The sequence below is a fragment of the Pseudomonas germanica genome (assembly GCF_019614655.1).
GTDB lineage: Bacteria > Pseudomonadota > Gammaproteobacteria > Pseudomonadales > Pseudomonadaceae > Aquipseudomonas > Aquipseudomonas neuropathica.
Window position 1 is genome coordinate 2,781,365 of sequence record NZ_CP071586.1, and the last position, 26,320, is coordinate 2,807,684.

General features: G+C 60.6%; 23 protein-coding genes and 1 pseudogene. 10 read left to right on the forward strand and 14 right to left on the reverse strand.

The window, feature by feature from the left end:
* Positions 1-14: 14 nt before the first annotated feature.
* Positions 15-827 carry a class I SAM-dependent methyltransferase gene (locus tag J0G10_RS12410; RefSeq protein WP_220558572.1) on the forward strand — a complete coding sequence of 271 codons (813 nt, stop codon included), beginning with the start codon at positions 15-17 and terminating at the stop codon, positions 825-827.
* A gap of 148 nt (positions 828-975) precedes the next feature.
* Here J0G10_RS12410 and pcsA read toward each other — a convergent pair whose 3' ends face one another.
* The gene (pcsA, locus tag J0G10_RS12415; RefSeq protein WP_007919592.1) at positions 976-1,698 is read right to left on the reverse strand and encodes a phosphatidylcholine synthase; all 723 of its coding nucleotides are present in this window, start codon (positions 1,696-1,698) and stop codon (positions 976-978) included.
* A 259-nt stretch (positions 1,699-1,957) separates the two neighbouring features.
* Between pcsA and J0G10_RS12420 the strand changes: the two genes are divergently transcribed.
* The 4 genes from J0G10_RS12420 (at position 1,958) to ligD (ending at position 7,841) form a co-directional block, all read left to right on the forward strand.
* Entirely contained in the window at positions 1,958-2,728 is a 771-nt protein-coding gene (locus J0G10_RS12420) for a tellurite resistance TerB family protein (protein ID WP_220558573.1), read from the forward strand.
* 162 nt (positions 2,729-2,890) lie between these two features.
* Positions 2,891-4,267, forward strand: a complete 1,377-nt coding sequence (locus tag J0G10_RS12425) for an iron-containing redox enzyme family protein (RefSeq protein ID WP_095047494.1) — start codon at positions 2,891-2,893, stop codon at positions 4,265-4,267.
* Between the two features lie 11 nt (positions 4,268-4,278).
* Positions 4,279-5,232, forward strand: a complete 954-nt coding sequence (locus J0G10_RS12430; protein WP_095047493.1) for a methyltransferase — start codon at positions 4,279-4,281, stop codon at positions 5,230-5,232.
* Positions 5,233-5,249: 17 nt separating this feature from the next.
* The gene (gene ligD / locus J0G10_RS12435; RefSeq protein WP_220558574.1) at positions 5,250-7,841 is read left to right on the forward strand and encodes a DNA ligase D; all 2,592 of its coding nucleotides are present in this window, start codon (positions 5,250-5,252) and stop codon (positions 7,839-7,841) included.
* On the opposite strand, the gene J0G10_RS12440 is transcribed toward ligD, so the two are convergent.
* The 3 genes from J0G10_RS12440 to sodC all read right to left on the reverse strand — a co-directional run bounded on the left by J0G10_RS12440 (position 7,842) and on the right by sodC (position 9,320).
* Complete coding sequence (locus J0G10_RS12440; RefSeq protein ID WP_176471250.1) at positions 7,842-8,243, reverse strand: hypothetical protein; 402 nt, start codon at positions 8,241-8,243, stop codon at positions 7,842-7,844.
* Between the two features lie 80 nt (positions 8,244-8,323).
* On the reverse strand, positions 8,324-8,638 hold the full coding sequence (locus J0G10_RS12445) for a DUF2388 domain-containing protein (RefSeq protein ID WP_095047491.1): 315 nt from the start codon (positions 8,636-8,638) through the stop codon (positions 8,324-8,326).
* Between the two features lie 160 nt (positions 8,639-8,798).
* A complete protein-coding gene (gene sodC, locus J0G10_RS12450) occupies positions 8,799-9,320 on the reverse strand; it encodes a superoxide dismutase family protein (RefSeq protein ID WP_220558575.1) in 522 nt (173 codons plus the stop codon).
* Positions 9,321-9,564: 244 nt separating this feature from the next.
* Between sodC and J0G10_RS30290 the strand changes: the two are divergent.
* Together J0G10_RS30290 and J0G10_RS30295 are read left to right on the forward strand one after the other, a co-directional pair.
* Positions 9,565-10,320: pseudogene (locus J0G10_RS30290) on the forward strand (MCP four helix bundle domain-containing protein); the annotation flags it as partial.
* 132 nt (positions 10,321-10,452) lie between these two features.
* Positions 10,453-11,178, forward strand: a complete 726-nt coding sequence (locus tag J0G10_RS30295; protein ID WP_371850956.1) for a methyl-accepting chemotaxis protein — start codon at positions 10,453-10,455, stop codon at positions 11,176-11,178.
* A 141-nt stretch (positions 11,179-11,319) separates the two neighbouring features.
* Here the strand turns inward: J0G10_RS30295 and J0G10_RS12460 are convergent, their stop codons facing one another.
* On the reverse strand, positions 11,320-11,751 hold the full coding sequence (locus tag J0G10_RS12460; protein ID WP_038369331.1) for a nuclear transport factor 2 family protein: 432 nt from the start codon (positions 11,749-11,751) through the stop codon (positions 11,320-11,322).
* Positions 11,752-12,273: 522 nt separating this feature from the next.
* Here J0G10_RS12460 and mqo point away from each other — a divergent pair.
* On the forward strand, positions 12,274-13,920 hold the full coding sequence (mqo, locus tag J0G10_RS12465) for a malate dehydrogenase (quinone) (protein WP_095047486.1): 1,647 nt from the start codon (positions 12,274-12,276) through the stop codon (positions 13,918-13,920).
* Positions 13,921-14,078: 158 nt separating this feature from the next.
* On the opposite strand, the gene J0G10_RS12470 is transcribed toward mqo, so the two are convergent.
* The 3 genes from J0G10_RS12470 to J0G10_RS12480 all read right to left on the reverse strand — a co-directional run bounded on the left by J0G10_RS12470 (position 14,079) and on the right by J0G10_RS12480 (position 17,566).
* Complete coding sequence (locus J0G10_RS12470) at positions 14,079-14,510, reverse strand: nuclear transport factor 2 family protein (RefSeq protein WP_095047485.1); 432 nt, start codon at positions 14,508-14,510, stop codon at positions 14,079-14,081.
* A gap of 363 nt (positions 14,511-14,873) precedes the next feature.
* The gene (locus J0G10_RS12475) at positions 14,874-15,452 is read right to left on the reverse strand and encodes a DUF4123 domain-containing protein (RefSeq protein ID WP_220558577.1); all 579 of its coding nucleotides are present in this window, start codon (positions 15,450-15,452) and stop codon (positions 14,874-14,876) included.
* Positions 15,449-17,566: a type VI secretion system Vgr family protein gene (locus J0G10_RS12480; protein ID WP_245398040.1), complete on the reverse strand. Its 2,118-nt coding sequence runs from the start codon at positions 17,564-17,566 to the stop codon at positions 15,449-15,451. The genes J0G10_RS12475 and J0G10_RS12480 overlap by 4 nt, the downstream gene beginning before the upstream one ends.
* A 142-nt stretch (positions 17,567-17,708) precedes the next feature.
* Between J0G10_RS12480 and J0G10_RS12485 the strand changes: the two genes are divergently transcribed.
* Together J0G10_RS12485 and J0G10_RS12490 are read left to right on the forward strand one after the other, a co-directional pair.
* Positions 17,709-18,920 (forward strand): helix-turn-helix domain-containing protein, encoded by a 1,212-nt coding sequence (locus tag J0G10_RS12485; protein WP_095047483.1) that lies wholly within the window; start codon positions 17,709-17,711, stop codon positions 18,918-18,920.
* 31 nt (positions 18,921-18,951) lie between these two features.
* Entirely contained in the window at positions 18,952-19,584 is a 633-nt protein-coding gene (locus tag J0G10_RS12490) for a Vgb family protein (RefSeq protein WP_095047482.1), read from the forward strand.
* 122 nt (positions 19,585-19,706) lie between these two features.
* On the opposite strand, the gene J0G10_RS12495 is transcribed toward J0G10_RS12490, so the two are convergent.
* The 6 genes from J0G10_RS12495 to J0G10_RS12520 form a co-directional block, all read right to left on the reverse strand.
* Positions 19,707-19,898 (reverse strand): hypothetical protein, encoded by a 192-nt coding sequence (locus tag J0G10_RS12495; protein WP_095047481.1) that lies wholly within the window; start codon positions 19,896-19,898, stop codon positions 19,707-19,709.
* A gap of 202 nt (positions 19,899-20,100) precedes the next feature.
* A complete protein-coding gene (locus J0G10_RS12500) occupies positions 20,101-21,489 on the reverse strand; it encodes an amidohydrolase family protein (RefSeq protein ID WP_220558578.1) in 1,389 nt (462 codons plus the stop codon).
* A gap of 13 nt (positions 21,490-21,502) precedes the next feature.
* Positions 21,503-22,870, reverse strand: coding sequence for a nucleobase:cation symporter-2 family protein (locus J0G10_RS12505; protein ID WP_095126642.1), 1,368 nt, complete (start codon positions 22,868-22,870; stop codon positions 21,503-21,505).
* Positions 22,871-23,125: 255 nt separating this feature from the next.
* Entirely contained in the window at positions 23,126-24,169 is a 1,044-nt protein-coding gene (locus tag J0G10_RS12510) for a CobW family GTP-binding protein (protein ID WP_095047478.1), read from the reverse strand.
* Positions 24,170-24,257: 88 nt separating this feature from the next.
* Positions 24,258-24,887: a UbiX family flavin prenyltransferase gene (locus tag J0G10_RS12515; protein WP_095047477.1), complete on the reverse strand. Its 630-nt coding sequence runs from the start codon at positions 24,885-24,887 to the stop codon at positions 24,258-24,260.
* Positions 24,884-26,269, reverse strand: coding sequence for a UbiD family decarboxylase (locus tag J0G10_RS12520; protein ID WP_220558579.1), 1,386 nt, complete (start codon positions 26,267-26,269; stop codon positions 24,884-24,886). Before J0G10_RS12520 ends, J0G10_RS12515 begins: the two co-directional genes overlap by 4 nt.
* Between the last annotated feature and the right edge of the window lie 51 nt (positions 26,270-26,320).

A 26,320-nucleotide genomic window follows, 5' to 3' on the forward strand; every position in this document is an offset into this window, starting at 1 on the left:
CGGAGTTCACTCTTATGAGTACCCCGATTGATCTGACTGCCTTGAAAGAACGCCAGAAAGTCGCCTGGGCCAGTGGCGACTACGCCGTGATTGGTACGACGTTACAAATCGTCGGCGAAAACCTTGCCGAAGCCTCTGACCTGCGTTGCGATGAAGAGGTGCTGGATGTCGCTGCCGGCAACGGTAATGCGACGCTGGCGGCGGCGCGCCGTGGCTGCCAGGTCACCTCGACCGACTACGTTGCGGCTTTGTTGGAGCGCGGCCAGGATCGGGCCCGAGCAGAGCATCTGGACGTGACGTTTCAGGTTGCCGATGCTGAGGCACTGCCGTTCGCCGATGAGAGTTACGACGCGGTGCTGTCGACCTTTGGTGTGATGTTCGCGCCGGATCAGGACACGGCTGCGGCCGAGCTGGGGCGGGTTTGTCGCCGTGGTGGGCGGATAGGTCTGGCCAACTGGACGCCGGAAGGTTTTGTTGGGCAGATGTTCAAGACGCTCAGCCGTCATCTGCCGCCGCCTGCCGGCGCCCAGCCGCCCTCGAATTGGGGCTCCGATGCCTGGCTGCACAAACATTTCGATGACCGTAATTTTCTGCTGCGTGTGACACGGCGCGATTTCAATTTTCGCTATCGCTCGGCCGCGCATTTTATTGATATTTTCCGCCATTGGTATGGGCCGGTGCATAAGGCCTTTGCGGCATTACCGCCGGAGAGCGGGCAGGCGCTGGAGAGTGATCTGGCGGATTTGCTAAATCGGTTGAATCGGGCGGGAGAGGGTTCGCTGGTGGTGCCGAGCGAGTATCTGGAGGTGGTGATCACCAAGCGCTGATTCACCCCCGACTTTCGAATCTATTGCGACCCCTGTAGGAGTGAGCCTGCTCGCGAAAGCGCTGTGTCATTCAACAAAAATGTTGTCTGACACTCCGTCTTCGCGAGCAGGCTCGCTCCCACAGGGGTAGGTATTTTGGTAGTTGAGTCTATTTCACCTGCGGCCGATCAAACCACTCCAGCGCCGTGCGCCAGATGCAGATCCCCAGAAAGTACGCCGACATCAGCAACCACAACCCCATCACCAACGGGTTGATCACCGGATGGTTGAGCACCAGCGACAGACTGCATAGCAGCCAGATCGCCGTCACTGCAATGTTGATCGGCATGAACCGGCGTACCCGAAACGGGTGCAGGAACTTCATCCGCGTCACGGTCAACAGCGCCAAACCGATAACCGTCAGAAAAGTGATCCACGGTCCCGGTCCGATGATGTACAGGCACAGGGCGACCACATTCCACGCCGCCGGAAACCCGACAAAGTAGTTGTCCTTGCTCTTCATATTGACGTTGCAGAAGCAGAACAACGACGACACCAGAATCAGCGACACGGTCAGCAGCAGGGTGTAATCCGGCAGCGGAATGTAGCGATAGATGAACAGCGCCGGAATGAACACATACGTCAGGTAATCGATCACCAGATCAAGGATCGAGCCATCGAAGCTTGGCAGCACCGACTGCACGTTGACCTTGCGCGCCAGTGCGCCGTCGAGGCCGTCGACAATCAGCGCCACGCCCAGCCACATCAGGCAATGGGTCGGCTGGTTTTCCAGCAGGGCGAGGGTGGCCAGGAAGGCTGTGACCACGCCAGTCGCGGTAAAACCATGGGCGCCCCATGCTTTGAGCCTGGCGATGTGTACGGTCGATATCACGGGGGCGTTCTCCAGAAAGTGAAGCAAGCCGGGTATCACCCTTGAGTAGCAGGGCGCCGGCAAACCGGGTCGGGGTTGCAGCTATCGACCGGTCTGGCCGGGATAAGGTTCACCACTGATCAATCTTAGCTGGCCGGCGAAAAAATACGCGGGCGAAATCCGTCAGGGCTTCGAGCGTCAGCCAAACGGTGCTGGCGCTATGGCTTAAGGGGTCTATCGTTGCCAGACGCAGTCACTGCCAATGCCTGAGGATAACGTCATGAACACCAGCGATTTGCTCGAAAAACTGCTGCGAGGCCAGGCCTCGACCGGCCAACAATCTTCAGCGTCTGCCGGCGATGGTTTGGGTGGTTTGGGTGGGTTGCTGGGTGGACTGCTCGGTGGCGGCTCGGGCGCGGCCAGCGGCGGCGGATCTGCCGGTGGACTTGGCGGCTTGGGCGGCTTGCTCGGTGGTTTGCTCGGCGGCGGTGCCGGTGGTGGTCTTGGCGGCGCTTTGGGTGGGGCGCTGGGCGGCGCGGGCAGTACGCAAAGTCGTTCCGGCGGGACCAATTATGCGGCGCTGGCGTCGCTGGGCATGATGGCGTTCCAGGCGTATCAGGCGTGGCAACGCAGCCAGGCGAGTTCGGCACCGCAACAAACGCCGCAAACAGCTAACCTCCTGGCCGGCCCGGAGATTGAAGAACACAGCCACGCGGTGCTGCGCGCTTTGATCGCCGCTGCCAGGGCTGATGGGCGTATCGATGATGCCGAGAAACACCTGATCAGCAGCGAAATCGGCAAACACACCGATGATCCACAGTTACAGCAATGGCTTGACGATGAAGTTGCCAAGCCGCTGGATCCCGCCGAAGTGGCGCAGTCGGCGAACGGTGACCCAGCTGTTGCCGCCGAAATGTACCTGGCCAGCGTGATGCTGGTAGATGACCAGCAGGACGCCGAGCGCAGCTATCTGGATGAACTGGCAGCAGCCTTGCGGATCGACCCGGGTTTGCAGGTGCATCTGGAACAGCGGGCCAAAGGCCAGGCCTGATGTAACGGCAAAAAATCATAACCACCCGCAGCTCCGTCAAGGAGCTGCTTCGCCGTCCGTCCGGGCATTTTTCACGTCGATTGAATTTTTCGCAGGCGCCGCCTCTCTGCTGCTGTAGAGGCGTGTGGAACAGCGCCCTGCCAACCGACCGAGAATTTTGCCATGACTGTCCTGACACCTCTGCAAGCCGCGCCTGCCCAACCGCACCTGATGAACGCCGCTGGGAACATGCGGCAGGTCTATGAAGCGTTGTTGCGCAATGACGATTCCCAGGACCTTGCGCAGGCGTTTTTGCAGGAGCAACTGCAACACGCCGCGCAACTTACCGATTCGTTGCCTGAAGACCCGGCAACGTGGCACGCCTGGGTGGCCGAACATTGCGCCGATGTCGCCCGGCAATACGCCGACTATCTCCAGCAGCGCAAGGCCGGCGGGCCTCGGCAATTCTTCCGTGGCAAGGCGCAGGCGCTGTATTTCCTGCAAGCGGTGGCACCGACCAAACTGGTCGACGGCGCTTGGCTCTATGGTCTATTGCCGCGCTGGCAAGACCCGCGTTTCCAAGGGCTGCTGCGAACCTTTCTGGAAGAGCTGGGCGAAGGCAATCCGGCGCAGAACCACGTGGTGATTTACCAGAAATTGCTCGCCGAGCACGATCTGCAGGACAGCAGCGCCATCGACGATGAACGCTACCTGCAAGGCGCGATACAACTGGCCCTCGGTGTCTGTGGTGCTGACTATCTGCCCGAGGTGATCGGCTACAACCTCGGCTATGAACAACTGCCCTTGCACCTGTTGATCAGCAGTTACGAACTCAGTGAACTGGGGATCGATCCGTACTATTTCACCCTCCATGTGACCATCGACAACGCCAGCACCGGCCATGCGCAAAAAGCCGTGCAGGCGGCGCTTGACCTGCTGCCGCTTGAGGCCGATCGCGCTGAGTTTCTGCGCCGGGTAGCGCTGGGCTATCGGCTCAACGATCTGGGGCAGGGCAGCCGCGCAATCATTGAAGGCTTCGACCTTGAGCAGCAATTGCTGGCGATGCTCGAGCGCAAGTGCCCATTCGCCCAACACATGCATTCTGATTACTGCCGTTTCGAAGGGCAGACCGTCAATCAGTGGCTGGCTGCACCCGAGCAATTACCCGGTTTCCTCCAAGCGTTGCAGAACAAGGGCTGGATCAAGCGCCACGAAGACCCGCAGGCCAGCCGTTTTTGGCAACTGATCGCGGGCGACGGTGCGGCGATGTTTGGTGTGTTCAATGCCTACGAAAAACAACTGGTGCACGACTGGATCGCCGGCGATTGGACGCCGTCGGATAAAGCGAAACCCGTTCGGCGGCACAGTCAGACCGCAGCGCCCATCGAAGGGCTTGAACAGGACCCCGACGTACAGGCGCTCAACACCGCGCTGCAAGGTCAGGATGCCTCGGCGCAAATGGCGATTTTGCTCCCCTGGCTCGCCCCGGCCCGCCATGCACATCCGGCCGGGCTGCTCGCCACCCGGCGTTTTATCGAACTCAAATCCCGCTTGCCTTAAGGACACCGCCGATGACTCAGGAAGAACAACTCTGCCCCAACGACCTCGTGCTGCTGCAATTGGGCCGGCGCTTGTTGGCAGACGGATATCGGTTCACCACGCCGACGCCGTTGACCCATCAACGGGTCAACCAGCGTGACGAAGGCCAGATGGCCGACTCTTTGCGTGATGTGTTCGGCTGGTCGCGTCCGTTCGCGCCGGGATTGTTGTCCGCCGATGAACAGCGACAACTGCAAGACGCACAGATCATTGATACCTACGAAGGTGAGCTGAAGAGTCGGGTGCGCTGGTCGAGCCTGGATGATTTGCTGTTCGTCCATTCGGCATTTCCCACCGAGGCCGCTGACGCGGTGTTTTTCGGCCCCGACACCTACCGCTTTGCGCAACTGATCCACGCCCACCTGCAGCAGAACTTCGCGCCGATTCATCGCGCGGTGGACATCGGCTGTGGCGCTGGCGTCGGTGCGATTCTGATCGGCCGCGCCCGTCGCGAGGCAGAGGTGCTGGCGCTGGACATCAACCCTGCGGCGTTGCGTCTGACTGCGATCAATGCGGCACTGGCGGAAGTCGCCAACGTTGAAGTGCGCGCCAGTGATCTGTTGCAGGGCGTCGACGGCGAGTTCGACCTGATCGTCGCCAACCCGCCGTACATGGCCGACCCGGCGGAGCGCGCCTATCGCCACGGTGGCGGGACGCTGGGGGCAGGACTGTCACTGCGCATCGTCGAACAGGCCTTGAATCGATTGGCGCCTGGTGGCTCGCTGCTGCTCTACACCGGTGTGGCGATGGTCGATGGTCGTGATCCGTTTCTCGACACCGTGCTGCCGCGCCTCGATGAAAAACGCTTCGGCTGGACGTACCGCGAACTCGACCCGGATGTTTTTGGCGAAGAACTGCTCAACCCCGGCTATCAACGGGTCGACCGCATCGCAGTGGTGGCGCTGACCGTGACCCGAATGGGCTGAAACAAGGCAGGTGCACGATGAACAGGAACCTCGACGACTACAACCGCATGCGCGATTTTTCGGCGACCTCGGAACCGGCTGCCGTCAAGCGCTCGGGACGTAAAACCGCTGCCGAGCATGCTTTGCAGTTCTGCATCCAGAAGCACGACGCTTCACACCTGCATTACGACTTTCGCCTGGAACTCGATGGCGCACTGAAAAGCTGGGCGGTGCCGAAAGGGCCGTCACTCGACCCCAAGGTCAAGCGGCTGGCGGTGCATGTCGAGGATCATCCGCTCGATTACGCGACATTTGAAGGCAGCATTCCCGAAGGGCATTACGGCGCCGGGGATGTGATCGTCTGGGATCGTGGCGTGTGGATTCCGCTGGAGGATCCGCACAAGGCCTACGAAAAGGGCAAACTCAAGTTCGAGCTGCAAGGCGAAAAGCTCGGCGGTGTCTGGAATCTGGTGCGCACGCACATGCCGGGCAAGAAGGAACAATGGTTTCTGATCAAGCATCAGGACGATGCCGCGCGGCCGCAGGATGATTACGACGTGCTGCTGGCCGAGCCGGACAGTGTCCTGAGCGAACGCACGATAGTGGGCAAACCCAAACTGGCCGCCGAGCAAAGCAAACCGCTGAAGAAACCTGCGGCGAAAACCCGCAAGCCCGCGAGCGGCAAGCTCACCGGCGCGCACAAGGCCAAATTGCCGACGCAACTCAAGCCGGAACTGGCCACGCTGGTCGACAGCGCGCCGGAAGGGCAGTGGAGCTACGAGATCAAGTTCGACGGCTACCGGATCATGGCGCGCATCGATCATGATCAGGTGCAACTGTTCACCCGCAACGGACATGACTGGACGCACAAGTTGCCGCAACAAGCCAAAGCAGTGGCCGCGCTGGGGCTGGAATCCGCATGGCTGGACGGTGAAATGGTCGTCGCCAACGAACAGGGTGTGCCGGACTTTCAGGCCCTGCAAAATGCTTTCGAAGCCGGACGCAGCGGCAACATTCTCTACTACTTGTTCGACCTGCCTTATCTCAACGGTGTCGACCTGCGTGAAGTGCCAGTTGAAGAGCGGCGCGCCGCGCTGGCCACGGTGCTCGGCAGTCATGAGCAACCGTTGTTGCGCTTCTCCGAGGCCTTCGACGAAACCCCGGACGCCCTGCTCAACAGCGCCTGCCAGATGCAGATGGAAGGCCTGATCGGCAAACGCCTTGGTTCGCCCTATGTGTCGCGGCGCAGCGGCGACTGGATCAAGCTCAAGTGCAAACACCGTCAGGAGTTTGTGATCGTCGGTTACACCGATCCGAAAGGTTCGCGCAGTGCTTTCGGTGCCTTGTTGCTGGCGCTGCACGATCGCGACAGCGGTGAATTGCGCTATGCCGGCAAGGTCGGCACCGGTTTCAACGAATCGACGTTGAAAAGCATTCTGGCCCAACTCAAGCCCTTGCAGGTGAAGAAGGCGGCGGTGGTCAATCCACCCAGCGGCTTCGAGGTCAAAGGCGTGCACTGGCTCAAGCCGAAACTGCTGGCGGAAGTCGCATTCGCCGAAATGACCAAGGACGGTTCGGTACGCCACGCCGTGTTCCATGGCTTGCGCGACGACAAACCGGCCAAGGGCATCACAGAGGAGCGAGCGAAACCGGTGAAGGCTGCAGCGAAGAAACCAGCCACGAAAAAACCGCCGCAAAAAGCCCCGGCGAGCAATCCGGATACCGCGCCGTCACAGCTCGGACTGGCCAACGGCAAGGTGCGCATCACGCATCCGGATCGGGTGATCGACGCGGTCAGCGGCACCACCAAGATGCAGCTGGCCGAGTATTACGCCAGCGTCGCCGAATGGATCCTGCCGCAGCTCAAGGATCGCCCGGTGGCTCTGGTGCGCGCTCCAGACGGTATTGCCGGCGAGTTGTTCTTCCAGAAAAACGCCGAGCGCCTGGCAATACCCGGCATCACCACGCTGGACAAAGATCTCACCGGGCAACCGGTGATGCTGATCAATAACGCCGAAGCGCTGATCGGCGCGGTGCAGATGAGCACGGTCGAACTGCACACCTGGAACGCCACCACGGTCGATCTGGACAAGCCCGATCGCTTCGTCCTCGACCTTGACCCGGATCCGGCGCTGCCGTGGAAAAGCATGGTCGAAGCGACGGCGCTGACATTGACCGTGCTTGATGAATTGGGGTTGAAAGCATTCCTGAAAACCAGTGGCGGCAAGGGGATTCATCTGGTGGTGCCGCTGACCCGCAAACTTGGCTGGGACGAGGTCAAGGACTTTAGCCACGCCATCGTCAGTCATATCGCCAAGCTGTTGCCGGAGCGCTTTTCTGCGGTGTCCGGGCCGAAAAACCGCGTCGGGCGGATCTTTATCGATTACCTGCGCAACGGTCTGGGCGCCACCACCATCTGCGCTTACGCCGCGCGCACCCGCGAAGGTCTGCCGGTGTCGGTGCCGCTGTTTCGCGAGGAAGTCGCCGAGATCAAGGGCGGCAATCAGTGGAATGTGCATAACGTTCACCAGCGACTGGTTGAAGTCGGTGACGAACCGTGGGCCGACATGAAGAAAACCCGGCAAAGCATTACCGTCGAGATGCGCAAACGCTTGGGGTTGAAAAAGTGATCAGGTGTCGCGCAGCAAGTCGTGGGCGTTGAGCAGTTCGAAAGCGATCTCCGGGCGATTTTCCAGTCCGCGGCGAATGGCCGCCGGAATCGCTGCGCGGGTCTTGCGGCACAGGCCCGGCAACTCGTCGATCTGAATGGCAATGCCGCGCATGGTGCGCACTTCGTTGAAACCGGGGGCGACGTCGACGCGAACGCCCAGTTGCTCGAACATGCGCTGTTGCAGGTGTTTGAGGTCATTCAGGTCTTTGAGCATTTCGAGGCGAGCGAGCAGGCGTTTTTCTTCCTCTCGGGTCAGACGCAGGATGCGCAAATCCGCGCCGGGCGTCTCCAGCAACGGATCGCGCCCGCAAATGCAGGCGCCGGGCGGGCAGGGGGAGCGCAAGGGCACAGAAGTCGTCATGGCCTCCATCATAGAGGCCGTCGGACAGTTTTGCCTATGCGCCTTCAGCAGCCATCCATCGGCTGCGTTTTCCGTGACGGCTACTGATTCAAGCCTTCGTAATGCACCAGAATCGCGTTGGCCAGATCTTCATCACTGGCATTGAGTCCAGGATTTTCCTGGCGAGCCTGTTGCAGCACCGATTCAAGATAAACCCCACGAATGGCCCCGCCACTGGCGACAAATGCAGACAAGTCGTCACGGGCCGGAATCACCATTTTGTGATCCTTGAAGGTCGAGTACAGCGACGCGGAGACACCGGCCGAAGTGGCGACATCTCCGGCATCGACTTTGGCCAGAGCGGAACCAACGGGCAGGCATAGGAGTAAAGAAGAAACGAGCACTAACTTGCGCATGACGGTGTTCCTCCACAAGCGCGAAGCAAAAAGGGAAGGATTACATAATGTGAGAGGGGCGCGCGCGGCGGGAGTTCCGTGGCGCAGCAAAGTCTGCGTTATTGCAAAACAGACGCGGGCAACGCCATGGCGGGTTGCCCGTCTTTCACGCTGGAATGAGTCAGATCACCCCGCAGGCCATACGATCACCGCCACCGCCCAGTGGTTTGGGCATATCGGCGTGGTTGTCGCCGCCGGCGTGGATCATCAGGGCGTGGCCCTTGATCTCGGAGATCTTTTTCAGGCGCGGCGCCAATACCGGGTAGTTGGCGATGCCGTTCGCCGTCACGTAAACCGCCGGAAGATCACCCAAATGGCCGTCGGCGTAAGGGCCGAGGTGCTTGGCGGTTTTTTGCGGATCGAAATGCCCGCCCGCCGCCAGTGCGGCGCCTTTCACGCCATCCTTCATGCCGGCCTCGCAGCTGGCGTTTTCATGCACGTGGAAACCGTGCACGCCGGCCGGCAGAGATTTCAAGTCAGGCGTGAACAACAGGCCATACGCCGTTTCACTGATGGTGACCGAGCCGATCGCCTGCGGCGCGCCGTCAGCGCTGACCAGATTGATCGCGACTTTTTCCGTCGCCGCGTGTGCGGTACCGATGGCGAACGTGCCGAGCAAACCCAACCACAATGCGCGTTTCATAGCGTTTCCTTTTGCTGCATGAGAATTCAGAACGACGGACTCAATAGCCTGCCGGCATTAACCGGTGATGAAGGCGTTGGCCGTGCGCGTTGAAAAGTGAGACTTGCCGCGCAATCCGAAAGTTTTGCTGCCTTTGGCCAGCACGCCGACACCGGCTGACACGCTCTGGCGCGGCAGACCTGCGCAAATAGGCTTAACTGAAGGCTGACAAGCGCTTACGGGCGTAACGAGAGAGGAAAATCCGGTGTCGATCAAACTGCGTTTAGTGTTGCTGATTGTGACAAGTCTGCTGACAGCCTTGATAGTGAGTCTGGTCAGTTATGTCGGCAATCAGCGGATGGCCTCGGCGGTCAGCGATAACGCGGTCAGCATGAGCGCGCTGCGCAACCACATGGAAGCCGACATGATGCACGACGCCCTGCGCGCCGATGTCTACTCGGCGATGCTGGTCGGGCTGGGCAAAAGCACCAGCACGGCAAGCGAGGTACGCGATTCGATCAACGAGCATGCCGGGCATTTTCATGAGGTGCTCGAGGAAAACCTCAAATTGCCGATCAATCCGGCATTGCGCACGGCGCTGGAGCAGATAAAACCGAGCCTCGATACCTACATCAACGCGGGTGAACGGATTGTCGGGCTGGCGCTGGAAAACCCTGATACGGCTCAACAGGAACTGGGCACCTTCAACACAGCGTTTGGCCAGCTTGAAGAACAAATGGCCGCGTTGAGCGAGTTGATCGAGTCCAATACGCGGCAGACCAGCGCAGGCACCGAGTCAGCCATCCGCAGCGCCAACATCGCGCTCGGCGTGGTGTTGATCGCCAGTCTTGTGTTGCTCTTGATACAGGGGCGCTGGGTCATTCTGAGCATCATGGCGCCGTTGAAGACTGCCAGCCGCATCGCCGAAAGCATCGCCCACGGCAACCTCAGCGAGCCGATCGCCGAGCCATCCGGCAAGGACGAAGCCAGTACTCTGATACGCACACTGGCAACCATGCAGCGCGACTTGCGCAACATGATCGATGTGGTGCGGCGCAATGCTCACGGCGTCAGTGGCATGAGCGAACAACTCAGCCACGGCTGCCATCAGGTCGCCGACAGCAGTCAGCAACAAAGCGTCGCTGCCGGCACCATGGCCGCTGCCGCCAGCCAGATGACCGCGAGCATCGAGGAAATCACCCGCCACGCCGAACGAGCCCTGAGCATGGCCAGTCAGGCCGAAACCCTGGCCAAGGAGGGCGGCGGTGTCATTCATCAAGTGGTCAGCGACATGGACGATATCGCCCGATCAGCACAACAGTCGGCGCAGGTGATCCGCACGCTGGATCAGGAATCCGAAGCCATTTTCAACATCATTCAGGTGATCAAGAGCATTGCCGACCAGACCAATCTGCTGGCGCTCAACGCCGCCATTGAAGCGGCTCGGGCCGGCGAGCAGGGAAGGGGGTTTGCGGTGGTGGCGGATGAAGTGCGTAGTCTGGCGGCACGCACCAGCGCTTCTACCCAGGAAATCGCCGCGATGGTCGCGCGCATTCAGCACAGCACCCGCGAGGCGGTCAGCAGCATGGAGGCGGGTGTCGCGCAGGTCGACAAGGGCATGGCGGTGACGGCGGATGTCGAGCGGGCCATCCGCGAAATTCTCGAGGCGACGTTGAGCACGACGCAACTGGTCAACGACATCACTCGCACGATTGGCGAGCAAAGCCAGGCCAGTAACGAGATCGCCCATCAGGTGGAAATGATTGCCGGGATGTCCGAAGGCAACAGCCGGGTGATCGGGCAAACGGCGAATACCACCGATGAGTTGTCGAGCCTGGCGGGGCAGTTGGCGCAGTCGGTGGATCGGTTTCGGTTGTGACCAGGAAGATTTGTAGTGCCTGGGCTGCCGCTTTCGCGAGCAGGCTCGCTCCCACCTTTGGAGTGCGTTCCCTTGTGGGAGCGAGCCTGCTCGCGAAGACGTCAGCCCAGTCAACATCTATTCAGAGTCAATTAACCCCGATCAAAACTTGAACGCCTGCCGCCCCACCAACAACCACTTGCCGTCCTGCTTCTGCCAGATCTGAAAGTTTTCGATCTCGGTCGGCACCACCTCGGTTCCCTTCAACGCCTGCGCGGAAAAGTGGTGGCGGACCAGCGCGGTGTCGCCGGACAGGGTGATGGTCTGGTTCTGCATTTCCAGGGTCTTGAACGCGCTCTTGCCGGTTTCGATGTCGGCGATGAACTCCTTCTTGTCCTGGATCTTGCCGCTGGAATGGCCATAAGTCAGGTTGGGCGCGGTGAGCGCGTTCAGTTCGGCGATGTCCTTGTGCAGCATCGCCTGGGTCAGATGGTCCACCGCTTGGGCAACGTCTTTTTCCGCCGGGGCAGAGGCGGCCATCGCGTAACCGTTGAAGGCACAGAGAAAGCCGATCAGGAGTCGGGTCTTGGTCATTGAGGTTGTTTCCTTGTTGTTATGGGGTTGACGACTAATTTGTCAGTCGTCGTACAACGTAGCAGATAATGCTTGAGCAAGGCACTGCCCAAAAGTGCTCAATCTCTGGGCAACTACACTTGAATGCAGGATGGTTTGCGTCGACGCACTCATCAGAGGGTCATGTTCAGCGACTGGCGGCCGATAAGTCCCTGAGTGGAAAAAGACTCTCAAGTCGGGAACAGACGCGCGGGTTTGCCCTGACGTGATATTCTTCGCGCCAACTTGGTTTGACCTTATTCGGTTTGCCTGCCTTCGGGCGGGCCGACGGAATCCCTGTCGCTCAAGTAGCTGAGCCAATAATGATAAGAAGTCAGTTCAGAAGGGACATTAACTGAGGTCGATGCAGCATGTCGGCCTTGTGTGCCCACCCGTCAAAATTGAAGTGTGCCGGAATCTGCGACGCTAGCCTGAGCGTCATCAAAGCGGATCGCATACAGATAACAGCGGCGGGCGGAAGGCGTTTTATCATAGGTGCAACAGATGTTTAAGAAAGTGAACACAGCCCTGCTGGGTCTGGCTTTGGCGATGGGGATGACATCCGCCAATGCTGACGAAGCAAAGAAAGTCGACGTCCTGCTGATCGGCGGCGGCATCATGAGCACCACCCTCGGTGTGTGGATCAATGAGCTGGAGCCAAGCTGGTCGATGGAAATGGTCGAGCGCCTCGACGGCGTCGCCCTGGAAAGCTCCAACGGCTGGAACAACGCCGGTACCGGTCACTCGGCGCTCGCTGAGCTGAACTACACCCCGGAAGACGACAAAGGCAACGTGACGATCCCGAAAGCCGTCGAGATCAACGAAGCGTTCCAGGTCTCCCGTCAGTTCTGGGCCTGGCAGGTTCAGCAAGGCGTTCTGAAGAACCCTCGCTCGTTCATCAACACCACGCCGCACATGAGCTTCGTGTGGGGCGATGACAACATCAAGTTCCTGAAAAAGCGCTACGAAGCCCTGCAAGCGAGCCCGCTGTTCGCCGGCATGCAGTACTCCGAAGATCCGGCTGTGATCAAGAAGTGGGTCCCGCTGATGATGGAAGGGCGTGACCCGAACCAGAAAATCGCGGCCACCTGGAGCCCGCTGGGTACCGACATGAACTTCGGCGAAATCACCCGCCAGTTCGCGACGTACCTGCAGACCAAGCCTAACTTCGATCTGAAACTGTCGAGCGAAGTCCAGGACATCACCAAGAATGCCGACGGCACTTGGCGCGTCAGCTACAAAAACCTGAAAGACGGCACCAAAACCGAAACCGACGCCAAGTTCGTCTTCATCGGCGCGGGCGGCGGTGCACTGCACCTGCTGCAGAAGTCGGGTATTCCTGAAGCCAAGGAATACGCTGGCTTCCCGGTTGGTGGTTCGTTCCTGGTGACCGATAACCCGGCCATCGCTGAACAGCACTTGGCCAAGGCCTACGGTAAAGCATCGGTTGGCGCACCACCGATGTCCGTTCCGCACCTGGACACCCGTGTCCTGGACGGCAAGCGCGTCATCCTGTTTGGCCCGTTCGCGACCTTCAGCACCAAGTTCCTGAAGGAAGGCTCGTACCTGGACCTGCTGACCAGCACCACCACCCACAACATCTGGCCTATGACCAAGGTCGGCATCAAGGAATACCCGCTGGTCGAGTACCTGGCTGGCCAACTGATGCTGTCGGATGAAGACCGTCTGAACGCGCTGAAGGAATACTTCCCGAACGCCAAAGCCGAAGACTGGCGCCTGTGGCAAGCCGGCCAACGCGTGCAAATCATCAAGCGTGATGAAGCCGCTGGTGGCGTGCTGAAACTGGGCACCGAAATCGTTGCTGCACAAGACGGCTCCATCGCCGGCCTGTTGGGCGCATCGCCAGGCGCGTCGACCGCTGCACCGATCATGCTGAGCGTGCTGCAGAAAGTCTTCAAAGACAAAGTCGCGACCCCAGAGTGGCAAACCAAGCTGCACCAGATCGTTCCAAGCTACGGCACTCAGCTGAACAACGATCCAGCCAAAGTGGCTGCAGAGTGGGCTTACACCGCCAAGATCCTCGAACTGCCGACACCTCCAGTGATCGGTCAGGCTGCTGCCCCGGCCGCACCTGCAGCTGAAAAAGCTGAAGCTCCGAAGGAAAACGCTGCACGTGACATGGCGCTGTAACTAGACGCCAGACGCACAAAGCCCACTGAACCGGCGACGGTCAGTGGGCTTTTTTGTGGCAAAGCGTTTTGTAGGAGCTGTCGAGTGAAACGAGGCTGCGATCTTTTGATCTTGCTTTTGAAAGATCAAGATCAACAGATCGCAGCCTGCGGCAGCTCCTACATGGCTTTGGCGGACGCCAGATAAGCGCCGAGTCGCCGCCCCATCTCTTCGCCCAAGGCCTGCAATCCACTAAGTGGCCGCACCATCACTTCAAACTCGACAATCTTCCCTCTTTCATCAAAGCGAATCATGTCGATACCTTTCAGCTCCTTCGAACCCACCTTGGCGCTGAACTCCAGAATCACATTCAGGCCATCGGCAGTCGCCAGTTCACGGTGATAGCGGAAATCCTCAAACACCTCGAATACGGTGTTGAGAATCATCGACACCACCGGTGCGCCCGGATAAGGCGTGTGGGCCATCGGCGAGCGGAACACGGCTTGCGGATCAAGCAGACCGGGCAGGGCGCTGAGGTTGCCGGTGCGGATCATTTCGTGCCACTGCTTCAGGGATTCGGCGACGCTGGGTTGCAGGTTCAGGTCAGTCATGTTCACTCCGGGATTTTTGTTGTTGTACTCGCGACGGCAATGACTCTAGTTCAATCGCTCGGAAAGTGAACCCTTGTGCGGCGATCTGAATGTCGGCCAATGGCTCAAGCGGATCAGATGCGCATCTGATCCGTATTTTTTCGCTGGATCTGCCTCTGTTACCGGTTCAGTCATCCGCTCAAAATAGCCCCACAGTTCGGTCACTCGCGACAAGCCTTCATCCCGAAGCATCCGGTGCACCGCAAGCTGAGCATTGAGGAGAGCAACATGAACAAGATGGCGATTTTCCTGGGTGGTTTTCTGGTTCTCACTATTTTGATCGGCTTGCTGGCAACGATTTCTCCAGTCTGAAGAACCGCAGACTCAGCCCAGCGCTTGCGCCGAGGGCCAGCCACTGACCCGCGCCGCCGGGCCGCCCGCAGGATCTGCCGGGTAAACAATCAATGACTGGCCAGTTCTGGTTTCGGCGATCAGCTTGCTCGCCGGGCCGAATATTGCAGCGCGCTCCGGGGGCGTGCAGGTCGGCAGGTAAACGCGCAGGACTCTGGGGTCGTAGAAGCGGAACACCAGCAGGTTGCCATCCGGGTCACTTACACGCAGCAACGTGCGAAAGTGGCCGCGTAATTCGTCCAGGGAAACCTGCGCAGGGGCGATGACGAAAATGCCCCAACTCTGTCCCCAACTGTCTTCCAATAATCGCCAGGTGTAGGCCTGCTGCGGATCCAGGTGCAGCAGATAAGGTGCGGCCGCCGACAGGTTAGGGGCGAGTTCGCCTGCGTACAGGCAGGAGAATTCAGCGCCGCTGGTCCGCACCAGCGGTTCGATGCGTGGGTCGCGGGCGCCGTCGAGCAAGGCGTAGACCTTGGCGGCGCCCGGGCGCGAACCCAGGGGCCAGAGTTCGGCGGTCAACCATTCGTTAAGGCTGGGACGAAACTGGCTCATTGGTTGCAGATCTGGCAGAAGGCCTTGCCGGTTTCTGAGGCGGTCACCAATGTTTGCGCCTGCATGTTTTGCTGTACGAGCCGGAAGTCTGCAGTGGTCGCCGATGTTGGTGCTGCAAGCGGTGCCGCTGTTGGTGGTGCATTGATGGGGGCTGCACTGAGGGTTTTGCCGGCCGTGTCGGCATCTGCGGGTGTCAATGCGATCGGCAGTTTGATTGCGATGCCGGTTCCTGATCCCGGAGATCCGCCGGAGTTGGTTTTCACTTGCGTACCGCTGATGGTCACGCCACCGACATCGACTTTGACAAAACTGCCGCCAGCCTTGGCGGTAAGTTCCATGCCTCCCTCGACTACCACTTTGTCACCGGCGTAATAGTGGATTTCGGACCCGGCTTCAACAAACAGTGCAGTGCCGACCTTCAAGTGCCGGGTGGCACCGACGGTCAAATGGTCATCGGCCCGCGCTTCGGTCTTGCGATCGAGACTGGTGATCCGGTGTTCTTCAACTTTGAACTCGCTGAGGGCGTTGGTTTCAACGGTGTCGTGCCGTTCATTGCCGACGCGAATCTTCTGATCGTGCTCAATGTTCTCGTCCAAATCGCGTTGGGCGTGGATGTAGATCTGCTCGACGCCTTTCTTGTCTTCGATACGGAATTCGTTGTAGCCCTTGCCGCCCGGTGAACTCAGGGTTTTGAAGGTGCTGCGGGTCTTGTTTGCCGGCAGGTCGTAGGGGACGACGTTTTCCTTGTGGTACAGGCAACCGGTGACCAGCGGCTGGTCGGGATCGCCTTCGAGGAAGGTGACAAGGACTTCCATGCCGATGCGCGGGATGGCGATGCCGCCGTAAGCCGCGCCGGCCCAGCCGCTGGCGACGCGCATCCAGCAGGTGGTTTTGTCGTTGGACTGACCGTCGCGGTCCCAGTGGAATTGCACCTTGATGCGGCCGTACTGGTCGCAGTGGATTTCTTCGCCTGAAGGGCCGGTGACGACGGCGGTCTGGCTGCCGAGGACTTTTGGTTTCGGGTGTTCAAGGGCAGGGCGGTAGTGCGCATCCCACGGGGTGGCTAGGAAGCTGTTGCGGTAGCCCTGGTGGAAATCGCTTTTGTTGTCGGTGACGTCGCTGGTGACGTTTTCGCCGAGGACTTGCGGTTGTTTGCCTTCGTGGAAGACTTCCAGCAGCAGCCACAGGTCGTTCCATTCGGGGCGCGGGTGTTCGGCGAGCGTGAGGAAATGGCCACTGGTCAGCGTCGGTTCGTCACCTTTGCCTTCGGCGAGTTTGTAGTCGCTGCGATGGCGTTCGAGGGCGCGGGTGGAAAGGAACTTGCCGCGCTCGCGGGTGGTGAAGCGGCCGGGGTAGTCGTAGTCTTCGAGGTCCGGGGCAAAGGTGCTTTTCGCCGTGCCTTCGGGGAGGATCTGCGGTTTTTCGAAGTCGTAGTCGCGGCGGCTGACGCGGGTGGTGCGGGTTTCCAGACGCAGGTTGAAACGCTTGATCACCGGTTTGTCGGCGGCCATGCCGGAGTCTTGCTGGTAGCTCACCGGTTTCAGCTTACGGAACACGGTCTGGTCGTCGCCGAACACCAGTTTGTGGCCGCTGCTGCTGTGCTGGAAGTGGAAGTGAATGCCTTCTTCCTCGCAAAGGCGCTGGATGAAATGCAGGTCGGATTCGTCGTACTGCACGCAGTAGTCGCGTTGAGGGTACTCGGCGTTGAGCTGGAAGCTGTAGGCGTCGGCAAGAATGCCGCGATCTTCCAGGACCTGGGCGATGATCTTCGGCACGGTCAGTTGCTGGAAGATCTGCTGATCATGGTTGTGCCGCAGGTAGGCCAGTTGTGGTACCAGGCTGAGGCTGTAACGGGTCAGGGTCTTGCCGGAATCGCCTTGCTCGATGCGATAGACCAGGCCGTGGATCTTGCCTGCACCGGTGGGGCCGAAGGTCAGGACGCCGGGCTTGTGCAGCAGCTCTTCGAGTTTGAGGTCGGGGCGCGCGCTGATCATTTCGAGGTCGAAACGGAAGGGCTGGTTGATGGCTTCACGACCAACAAAGCTCAGCACCTGCAGGTCGCTGGAACTGCCTTCAAGGGAAAAGGTAATGTGGGTAGCGTTTGCGTCCAGCATGCCTGACTCCTTCCGTGGAAAAGCTTGGCTGATGGTGCAGCAATACCAAAGTGCTATCAAGGGATTTTAAACACGCTTGAACCCCTGCATTAAACTCGATCTCAAAGCACTGTACCGAGGTGTCTGCCGGGATGAATTCACCATGGACTCGTTGATTACTGCCGCTGGTCGGGCGCTGAGCGCTGGTGATCCGCTGGGTGCGTTGAACTACGTTGCTTTGCGTGAAGACCCGCCTGCGCTGGCGTTACGTGGCATTGCCATGGCCCAGCTCGGTGATCTGCCCCGCGCCAAAGCGTTGTTGCAGCGCGCGGTGAAAGCCTTTGGCAGCAACGAACCGCTGTCGCGGGCGCGTTGCGTGGTGGCCGAGGCGGAAGTGGCGCTGGCGACGCGGAACCTGGGCTGGCCGGTGAAGGCGCTGGAGACCGCCCGGCAATTACTGCTCAGCCACGGTGACCGGTTGAACGCAGCGCACGCGCGATACTTGCAGATTCGCCGCCTGCTGCTGATTGGTGAACTGGATGCGGCCGAAGCGCTGCTTGCCGAAGTGGACCGCGCACCATTGCCGCCGGCGCTGCATGCCGCCCATGAACTGACGGCCGCCGGGATTGCCCTGCGCCGGGTACAGGCGCACAAGGCCAGCGCCGCACTTGCCCGGGCGCAGCTAGCGGCACAACAAGCGGGCATCGCGAGCCTGATGGCAGAGGTCGATCATGCCATACGAGTCCTCAATGCGCCGGCCGCGCGGTTGACCAGCGCGGGGCACGCGCAAGCGGTGAATCTGGCGCAGGTTGAAGCGTTGTTCGCGTCGTCAAGCCTGGTGATCGATGCCACGCGCTACAGCGTGCGCGGAGCCGGGATGACCGTGGCACTGGCAACCCGGCCGGTGCTGTTCAACCTTGCCCGATTGCTTGCGCAAGCCTGGCCGGGCGATGTGTCTCGGGAGCAACTGATTGCGACGGCATTCCGCCTGCAGCTCAGTGATGAAAGCCACCGCGCTCGGTTGCGTGTCGAAATCGGTCGGCTGCGATCAGCGTTGCAACCGTTGGCGAATATCACCGCCACTTCGCGCGGCTTTGCACTGGTAGCGGCCGATGTGGCGTTGCTCACGCTGCCGATTGAAGACAGACAGGCACAGTTGTTGGCCTTGCTGGCTGACGGTGAGGCCTGGTCGAGTTCAGCCTTGGCGCTGGCGTTGGGGCGCAGCCAGCGACAGGTGCAGCGGGCACTGGAGGCGCTGGCAGTGGAGGACAAGGTGCAGGCTTTTGGCGTGGGCCGGGCGCGGCGCTGGATGACGCCACCGCTAACGGGTTTCGCGACGATCTTGTTACTCCCGGTGTCGTTGGGCAATGGTTAGGCTGGACCCACACATCCATGAGGAAGCCGACATGAAACAGGCAAACGCAGAAATCCTTCGCGAGTACGGTCCTTTTGACGACATCAAAGGCGTTCACGGCGTGACCTTCGATGGCCAGCAGGTCTGGTTCGCCAGCGACGGCCAGCTCAATGCACTCGACCCGGTCAGCGGCGAAACCGTGCGCACGATCAAGGTTGGCGCTGATGGTGGCACCGCGTTCGATGGCCAACATCTGTATCAGATCGCCGATCGCCACATCCACAAGATCGATCCAGCCACCGGCCGCGTGCTCCATACCATCCCGGCACCGGGCAATGGCGGTGATTCAGGCATGGCCTGGGCGGACGGCTCGTTATGGGTGGGGCAGTATCGCGAGCGCAAGATTCATCAGATCAATCCGCAGACCGGCAAGATCCTGCGCACGCTGGAGTCGAACCGTTTTGTCACCGGGGTGACCTGGGTGGATGGCGGGTTGTGGCATGGCACTTGGGAAGGGGATGAGAGTGAACTGCGGCATATCGATGCGCAGAACGGTGAAGTCATCGCGGCGTTGAAGATGCCCGAGGGCTCGGGTGTTTCGGGGCTGGAAGCCGACGGGGCCGATCGATTCTATTGCGGTGGTGGCGACAGTGGCCGGGTGAGGGCGGTGCGTCGGCCCAAATGATGGAGGCGTCTACATGGGCCTCTTCGCGAGCAGGCTCGCTCCCACAGTGATTGCGGGTGAACACAAGCTTTGTGAGTTACCCAAAACCCTGTAGGAGCGAGCCTGCTCGCGAAAGCGCAGTATCAGCCACCGCTGTTGCGACGACGTTCAATACCCTCCGGGCCGCCGATGTCCAGCAACCTTCTTTCCACCAGAACATTCTCAAGTGCCTGGCGCTCGACCGGCGCCATTTGGTGCTCACGCTTTTTCAGCTCCAGCAGAATCGGGCTGGACCAAGTACGGTAGGTCTGTTCGATGTTGCGACGCGACGTCATCAGTCTCTCCTTGAAAAAGAGCCGGGTGTTGGGGGCAGGGACTCTATCCGATGAGGTAATAACGTTAGTCGAGAAAGCCAAGACGCGCTAATCCACACGCCGGATGTAGGAGCTGCCGCAGGCTGCGATCTTTTGACTTTGTTTTTTAAAAGACAAGATCAAAAGATCGCAGCCTGCGGCAGCTCCTACAGGGGGGGCGAGGTTAGTCGTCGACGTCCATCAGTTGCTGCACACCTTCCCACGCTTCGGCGCGCATGCGTTCAATGTCCAGGCCCGGAATCACGCCGTTCTCCACGACCACGCGGCCGCCGACCAGACTGTATTTGACGCTAATCGGCTCACCCGCCACCACGGGCGCGACGGCGCTGTCGTGGAAGCCATAGAACCGCGGGTGGTCGAGGCTGTAGATCACCAGATCTGCCGCCTGACCGACTTCAAGTGTGCCAACTGCGTCGAGTCCGAGGACTTGCGCGCCGCCTGCCGTGCCCCAGTGGATGACATCTTCCGCCGTGGTCGCCGAGGCGCCTTGTTCAGCGCGGTGGATCAGCCATGCGGTGTTGGCTTCGCCGACCATGCTTCCGGACTCGTTCGAGGCTACGCCATCCACCCCCAGGGAAACCGGCACGCCGGCCTCATACATCTGCGGCACAGGCGCCACGCCGCTGCCCAGCCGAGCGTTGCTCACCGGGCAGTGGGAGACGCCAGTGCCGGTCTGCGCGAGCATGCGGATTTCGCCGGGTTGCAGGTGTACGGCGTGGGCGAACCAGACGTCCGGGCCGAGCCACTCGTGTTCAGCGACGAATTCCACCGGCAGGCAGTTGTACTTGTCGCGGCAGAAATTCACGTAGTTCTGTGTCTCCGACAAGTGCGTGTGCAGGCGCAAGCCGAGGCCACGGGCGGTGTGCGCCAGTTCGCGCAGCAGCGTCGGTGGCAGCGAGAACGTCGGTGTAGTCGGGGCGACCACCACGCGGCGCATCGCGTCCGGGGTGTCCTGGTGGTACAGCGATTTCAACCGTTCTATATCGCCGACCATTTGCTCAAGGCTTTCCGGTTGCAGCGCGGTTTTCGAGAAGCCCGGATGGGCGCTGGCCGATTCCAGCGCGCCGCCACGGCACAGGACAAAGCGCAGGCCAAACTCATCCGCCAGATCGAACAGCAGATCACCGGTCTCGGTGCTGCCGTGGGCGTGGTAGAGATAATGGTGATCAGCGCACGTCGTCACGCCAGACAGCAACAATTCGACCATGCCCAGCCGTGCAGCGATTCGCGCCAGTTGCGGGGTAAACCGGTTCAGACGCGGGTAGGGCACGCTGGCCAGCCAGCCTTGCAGATCCTGATTCAAGCCTGCGGGTACGGCTTTGAGCAGGTTCTGGAACAGATGGTGGTGAGTGTTGATCCAGCCCGGATAGACCACGCAGTTTCGCGCGTCGATCACCCGTTCACCGGGTTGTGCTTGCAGGTCGGCGGCCATCGCGGCGATGCGCCCGTTGACCACGCGGATGTCCACGGCGCCGGCCCGCGCGCTGGGGCCGCGCAGGCCGGTCATCACCGCAACCGGGTTCTTGATCAGGATGTTCTGAAGTTGAGTCATGGGCAGCTCCAAACTAAAGGATGTGCGAGGCGGATTTGTTGGCGGTGGTTTCCGGCACGCTGACGCCATTCAGCGCGGCGTTGAGCAGCACCGACACCAGGCAGGCGATGACCACGCTGCTGTGTAGGAACGGCTGCGACCACTCGGGAAGTTGTTTGAACAGGGTTGGCGCGAGCACCGGTACCAGCGCGGCGGCGATGGTGAAACCGACGATCAGCACGTTGTAGCGATTGCGCTCGTAGTCGACTTTGGCGAGGGTCTGAATGCCTGCCGCTGCGACCACGCCGAACATGGCGATGCCAGCGCCACCGAGGGCAGCGGTCGGCATCGAGGCGATGATCGCGCCGGCCTTTGGCACCAAGGCAATCGAGCACATCAGCAAACCGCTGACCGCGACCACCCAACGGCTGCGCACGCCGGTGAGGATCACCAGGCCGACGTTTTCCATGAAGGCGATAAACGGAAACGCGGCGAACATCCCGGCGATGGTGCTGGCCAGGCCGTTGGCGCGCAGGCCATTGATGACCTGTTTGTCTTCCACCGGTTTTTCGACGATGTCGCCGATGGCCACGAACAGCCCCATCGACTCGACCATCTGCACGATCATCACCACCACCATGGTCGCGATGGGGATCAGGCTGAAAGTCGGCAGACCGAAATAGAACGGATAGGGAACGGTTAGCCACGGCGCCTCTTCGACGCTGTGAAAGCTGCCCATGCCGAGGCCATACGCGAGGCCTGCACCGATCAGCATGCCGATCAACACCGCCATGTTGCGCAGTAGCGGGCTGCCGTAGCGGTTGACCAGCAGAATCGTCAGCAACACCACCACCGCCACACCGAGAAACGCCGGGGCGCCGAAGTTGCTCGCGTTGCGCCCACCTCCGACCCATTCATAGGCAATCGGGAACAGCTGCAAGCCGATCACGGTGACGATGCAACCGGTCACCACCGGCGGAAAAAATCGCCGCAATCGACCCACGAACGGCGCTATCAGCATGGTGAAAATCCCCGCGCCGATCACCGCCCCGCAGACCCCGGCAAAGCCCACCTCCGGGTTGCTGCCGATGGCGATCACGGGGCCGACGCTACTGAACGCCACGCCTTGCAGAATTGGCAGGCGCACGCCGAATTTCCAGAAACCGACGGTTTGCAACAGGGTGGCAATGCCTGAACAGAACAGCGTGGTGCTGATCAGCACCACCGTGTCGGCATGGGACATTTTCAAGGCACTGGCGACAATCAACGGCACGGCAATGGCGCCGATGTACGACACGGCCATGTGTTGCAGGCCGAGGGTGAGCATCTGTCGCACCGGTAAAATGCGGTCCACGGGATGCACGGTGGCGGCGGATTGCGTTGGAGATGGGGCTGACGACATGGGGAAACACCTCTGGCTGTTTTTATGCGGTAGAGAGGGGTATTCGTCTGATGCCGATCAGCTCAAGAACACAGTGGAACCCTGTGGGAGCTGGCTTGCCAGCGATGGCGATTTAGCAGTCATCATTTTTATAAACTGACAGTCCGCTATCGCTGGCAAGCCAGCTCCCACAAGTTTTGTGTTGTGTAAAAACTGGCATCAGTCATTCGTACACATGTGCCCGAAGCCGCCATCCACCGGCTCCGATGCCTTGTTTCAGCCTGCTAGGCAGGCGGCGAAGCCCTGGTTCAGCGCCGCGCGGTCGAGGTCGCGGCCGATGAATACGATCTTGCTCGAGCGGGGCTCCGTGCCCCACGCGGTCGAGGCGCGGAATTCCACCAGGCTGTGCACGCCTTGCAGCACGTAGCGCTGGTCTTCGTTGGCGACGGCGAGCACGCCTTTCATGCGGTACAGGTTGTCGGCCTGGGAAGAGCGCAGTCCGCTGATCCAGCGGTGGAACGCCATCAGATTGACCTCGCCGTCCACGGCGATGCCCACCGATGACACGCTTGGATCGTGTTCGTGATCGGGCGCTTCGTGATGATGATCGTGGTGGTCGTGGTGCTCAGGTTCAGCACCGATTTCCATGAGCTTCTGCGTGCATTCGAATGCGCCGATGCCGAGGATTTTTGTCAGGTCGATTTGTGCATGGGTCGAGGTCACCAGATCCGCTGTGGCGTTCAAGCCACGGATCTTGCCGCGCAGAACGTCCACCTCGTCGCTGCTGACCAGATCGACCTTGTTGATGACGATCCGGTCGGCGCAGACAATCTGATCCACCGCCTGATTGTCGACGCCATCGAGTTGCAGATCCTCCAGATGCTGAGCGATGTGTTTGGCGTCGACCATGGTTACGATCGCGTCGAGTTCGACTTCTTCGGCGATCGGGTCATTGATGAAGAAGCTCTGTGCCACCGGATACGGATCGGCCAGGCCACTGGTTTCGATGAGGATGTGATCGAGGCGCACCGGCCGCGCCACCAGTTCGCGGACGATGCGCACCAGGTCCTCACGAACCTCGGCAGTGCAGCACACGCAGCCGTTGACCATCTCGTAGATTTCTTCGGTCTCGGAGCTGAGGACGAGGTCGCCGTCGATACCGACTTCGCCGAACTCGTTTTCGATCACGGCGATCTTGCGGCCGTGGTTTTCCTTGAGGATGTAATTGAGCAGGGTGGTTTTACCCGCGCCGAGGAAGCCGGTGAGGATGGTCACGGGGATTTTCGTGTTGCGGGTTGGGGCGTTGAATGGGGTGTTCATGGTGAGGCTCCTTTGATTGACCGGTGCACACTGAATTCGGGTGATGCTGCTTCATTGTGGGAGCGAGCCTGCTCGCGAAGGCGGTGTGTCATTTAGCAGTGATGGCGACTGATCCATCGCATTCGCGAGCAAGCTCGCTCCCACAGGGTTTTTGGTGTTCTTGCCAGCGGGTGGCAACGCCCGCATCGAGACCAAACAGGTCGAGCACGCGGCCGAGGCTGTGGTCGACCATTTGCGCCAGGTTCTCCGGGCGGGCGTAGAAGGCGGGCACCGGCGGGGCGATGATCCCGCCCATCTCGGTGACGGCGGTCATGTTGCGCAAATGGGCGAGGGTCAGCGGCGTTTCCCGGGCCATCAACACCAGCGTGCGGCGCTCCTTCAGCGTGACGTCAGCGGCACGACCGATCAGCCCCGAGGACGTGCCGGTGGCAATCTCCGCCAACGTCCTCATCGAGCACGGCGCAACCACCATCCCGAGGCAGCGAAACGATCCGCTGGCGATCCCGGCGGCGACGTCATCGGCGCGGTGGTAATGACTGGCCAGCGCAGTGACGTCGGCGAGTTTGTAGTCGGTTTCGTGGGCCATGGTCAGCAGCGCGGCGCGGCTGACGATCAGGTGGCTTTCGATGTTCAACTCGGCGAGCAATTGCAGGAGTCGCACGCCATAGATAAACCCGGACGCACCGCTGATGCCGACCACCAGCCGTTGCCGGTTCACGATTGCAGACCTTTGAGCAAAACCCGCGCGCGCTCCAGAACTTCCTGATCGAGCTGCGCCTTGATCCCGTCAAAACCCGAACCGCGTGTGGCATCCAGGCCCATCCGCGACGTGGTGCCATTGACCGACGATGAAGGATCGAGCGGACTGCCCGGCAAACCATCAATAGTGAAAATATCCAGGTGCGGCTGGAAGTGCGTGGCCAGTGCCCACAACACCTGGCTGTCATCGCTGATGTCGATATCGCTGTCCACTGCGATCACTGTTTTCAGGTACGGATCCCAGCCGAGCAGCGCCAGCATGATCTGCCGCGCCTCGCCGTCACGGCTTTGGTCCAGCGCGACGTAGCAGTGAAAATGCGTGCCGGAATTGGGGTAATGCACGGCAGTGACCGCGGGGAACCGCGCTTTCAGCTTCTCGCTCATTTCCGCTTCGCGCGGCAGGCGGGCAAGGGTCAGGTGTTCGGCGTAGCGGCCGCCCATGACGTCGACCAGCCAAGCGTCTTTGCGCTTTAACAGCGTATCCACGCGCAGCACGTTGTTGGTCGAACGATCCGAGGAGTAACCGCTGAATTCACCGAACGGACCTTCCTCGGCATACGCCGCCGGGTCAATCGCGCCTTCCAGAACAAACTCGGCATACGCCGGCACACCGATGCCGTAGCGTGGGGTTTTCACCAGTTCCAGCGGCGCGCCGAACAGCCCGCCAGCGACGGCACGCTCATCGGCGCCATAAGGCAAGCGCGCAGCAGCGGCGAGCATGAACAACGGATGCGCACCGACGACCATTGCCACGCGCAACTCTTCGCCACGCTCGCGAGCGGTCTGCAACATTCGCCACAGGTGCCCGCGTGAATGCAGACTGGTCGCAAGCGCTTGGCGGGCGTGGCGCATCGAGCGGTGATAGCTCATGTTGGCGATGCCGGTCAGCGGGTCTTCGGCGATGATGATTGCGTTAGTGATGTATGGGCCGCGATCGCTGGCGAAATGCTTGAGCATCGGCAGCAGCGCCAGGTCCAGCGCTTCGCCTTCGAAGACCTCATCGAGGATCGGACCGCTCTCCACATAGCGTGGTGCGATGGGCTGGTTGGCGCGGGTCTGGAAGGTTTCGTGCAGTTGCGCCGCATTGACGCCGAACAGCCGGGCAATGCGGGTACGGGATGCAAACAGATTGGTCGCCACCGGCACACCGAGGTTGCCGACGTGTTCGCAGATCAGCAGTGGATCGCGGCCTTGGGCGGCGAGGGCATCGACCAGGGCGGTGACGTCCTGATCGGCGGAAATCGCTGGGGTGACAGTCAGCACATCGTCCGGGTACTCACGGCGATAGGTGTCGATGAACACGTGAAAGTCCTGAGAATCGCCGAGCGTCGAACGGGTCATGGTGTCACCTCGTAAAAAGCAGGCACGCAGGGGTGAGAGGGCGATCGCGCG

What these genes read in the sequence shown, in the direction of transcription:
- J0G10_RS12410 (WP_220558572.1), top strand. Translation starts at nt 15, where the DNA reads ATGAGTACCCCGATTGATCTGACTGCCTTGAAAGAACGCCAGAAAGTC.
- J0G10_RS12420 (WP_220558573.1), top strand. Translation starts at nt 1,958, where the DNA reads ATGAACACCAGCGATTTGCTCGAAAAACTGCTGCGAGGCCAGGCCTCG.
- J0G10_RS12425 (WP_095047494.1), top strand. Translation starts at nt 2,891, where the DNA reads ATGACTGTCCTGACACCTCTGCAAGCCGCGCCTGCCCAACCGCACCTG.
- J0G10_RS12430 (WP_095047493.1), top strand. Translation starts at nt 4,279, where the DNA reads ATGACTCAGGAAGAACAACTCTGCCCCAACGACCTCGTGCTGCTGCAA.
- ligD (WP_220558574.1), top strand. Translation starts at nt 5,250, where the DNA reads ATGAACAGGAACCTCGACGACTACAACCGCATGCGCGATTTTTCGGCG.
- J0G10_RS12440 (WP_176471250.1), bottom strand. Translation starts at nt 8,243, where the DNA reads ATGACGACTTCTGTGCCCTTGCGCTCCCCCTGCCCGCCCGGCGCCTGC.
- J0G10_RS12445 (WP_095047491.1), bottom strand. Translation starts at nt 8,638, where the DNA reads ATGCGCAAGTTAGTGCTCGTTTCTTCTTTACTCCTATGCCTGCCCGTT.
- sodC (WP_220558575.1), bottom strand. Translation starts at nt 9,320, where the DNA reads ATGAAACGCGCATTGTGGTTGGGTTTGCTCGGCACGTTCGCCATCGGT.
- J0G10_RS30295 (WP_371850956.1), top strand. Translation starts at nt 10,453, where the DNA reads ATGGCCGCTGCCGCCAGCCAGATGACCGCGAGCATCGAGGAAATCACC.
- J0G10_RS12460 (WP_038369331.1), bottom strand. Translation starts at nt 11,751, where the DNA reads ATGACCAAGACCCGACTCCTGATCGGCTTTCTCTGTGCCTTCAACGGT.
- mqo (WP_095047486.1), top strand. Translation starts at nt 12,274, where the DNA reads ATGTTTAAGAAAGTGAACACAGCCCTGCTGGGTCTGGCTTTGGCGATG.
- J0G10_RS12470 (WP_095047485.1), bottom strand. Translation starts at nt 14,510, where the DNA reads ATGACTGACCTGAACCTGCAACCCAGCGTCGCCGAATCCCTGAAGCAG.
- J0G10_RS12475 (WP_220558577.1), bottom strand. Translation starts at nt 15,452, where the DNA reads ATGAGCCAGTTTCGTCCCAGCCTTAACGAATGGTTGACCGCCGAACTC.
- J0G10_RS12480 (WP_245398040.1), bottom strand. Translation starts at nt 17,566, where the DNA reads ATGCTGGACGCAAACGCTACCCACATTACCTTTTCCCTTGAAGGCAGT.
- J0G10_RS12485 (WP_095047483.1), top strand. Translation starts at nt 17,709, where the DNA reads ATGGACTCGTTGATTACTGCCGCTGGTCGGGCGCTGAGCGCTGGTGAT.
- J0G10_RS12490 (WP_095047482.1), top strand. Translation starts at nt 18,952, where the DNA reads ATGAAACAGGCAAACGCAGAAATCCTTCGCGAGTACGGTCCTTTTGAC.
- J0G10_RS12495 (WP_095047481.1), bottom strand. Translation starts at nt 19,898, where the DNA reads ATGACGTCGCGTCGCAACATCGAACAGACCTACCGTACTTGGTCCAGC.
- J0G10_RS12500 (WP_220558578.1), bottom strand. Translation starts at nt 21,489, where the DNA reads ATGACTCAACTTCAGAACATCCTGATCAAGAACCCGGTTGCGGTGATG.
- J0G10_RS12505 (WP_095126642.1), bottom strand. Translation starts at nt 22,870, where the DNA reads ATGTCGTCAGCCCCATCTCCAACGCAATCCGCCGCCACCGTGCATCCC.
- J0G10_RS12510 (WP_095047478.1), bottom strand. Translation starts at nt 24,169, where the DNA reads ATGAACACCCCATTCAACGCCCCAACCCGCAACACGAAAATCCCCGTG.
- J0G10_RS12520 (WP_220558579.1), bottom strand. Translation starts at nt 26,269, where the DNA reads ATGACCCGTTCGACGCTCGGCGATTCTCAGGACTTTCACGTGTTCATC.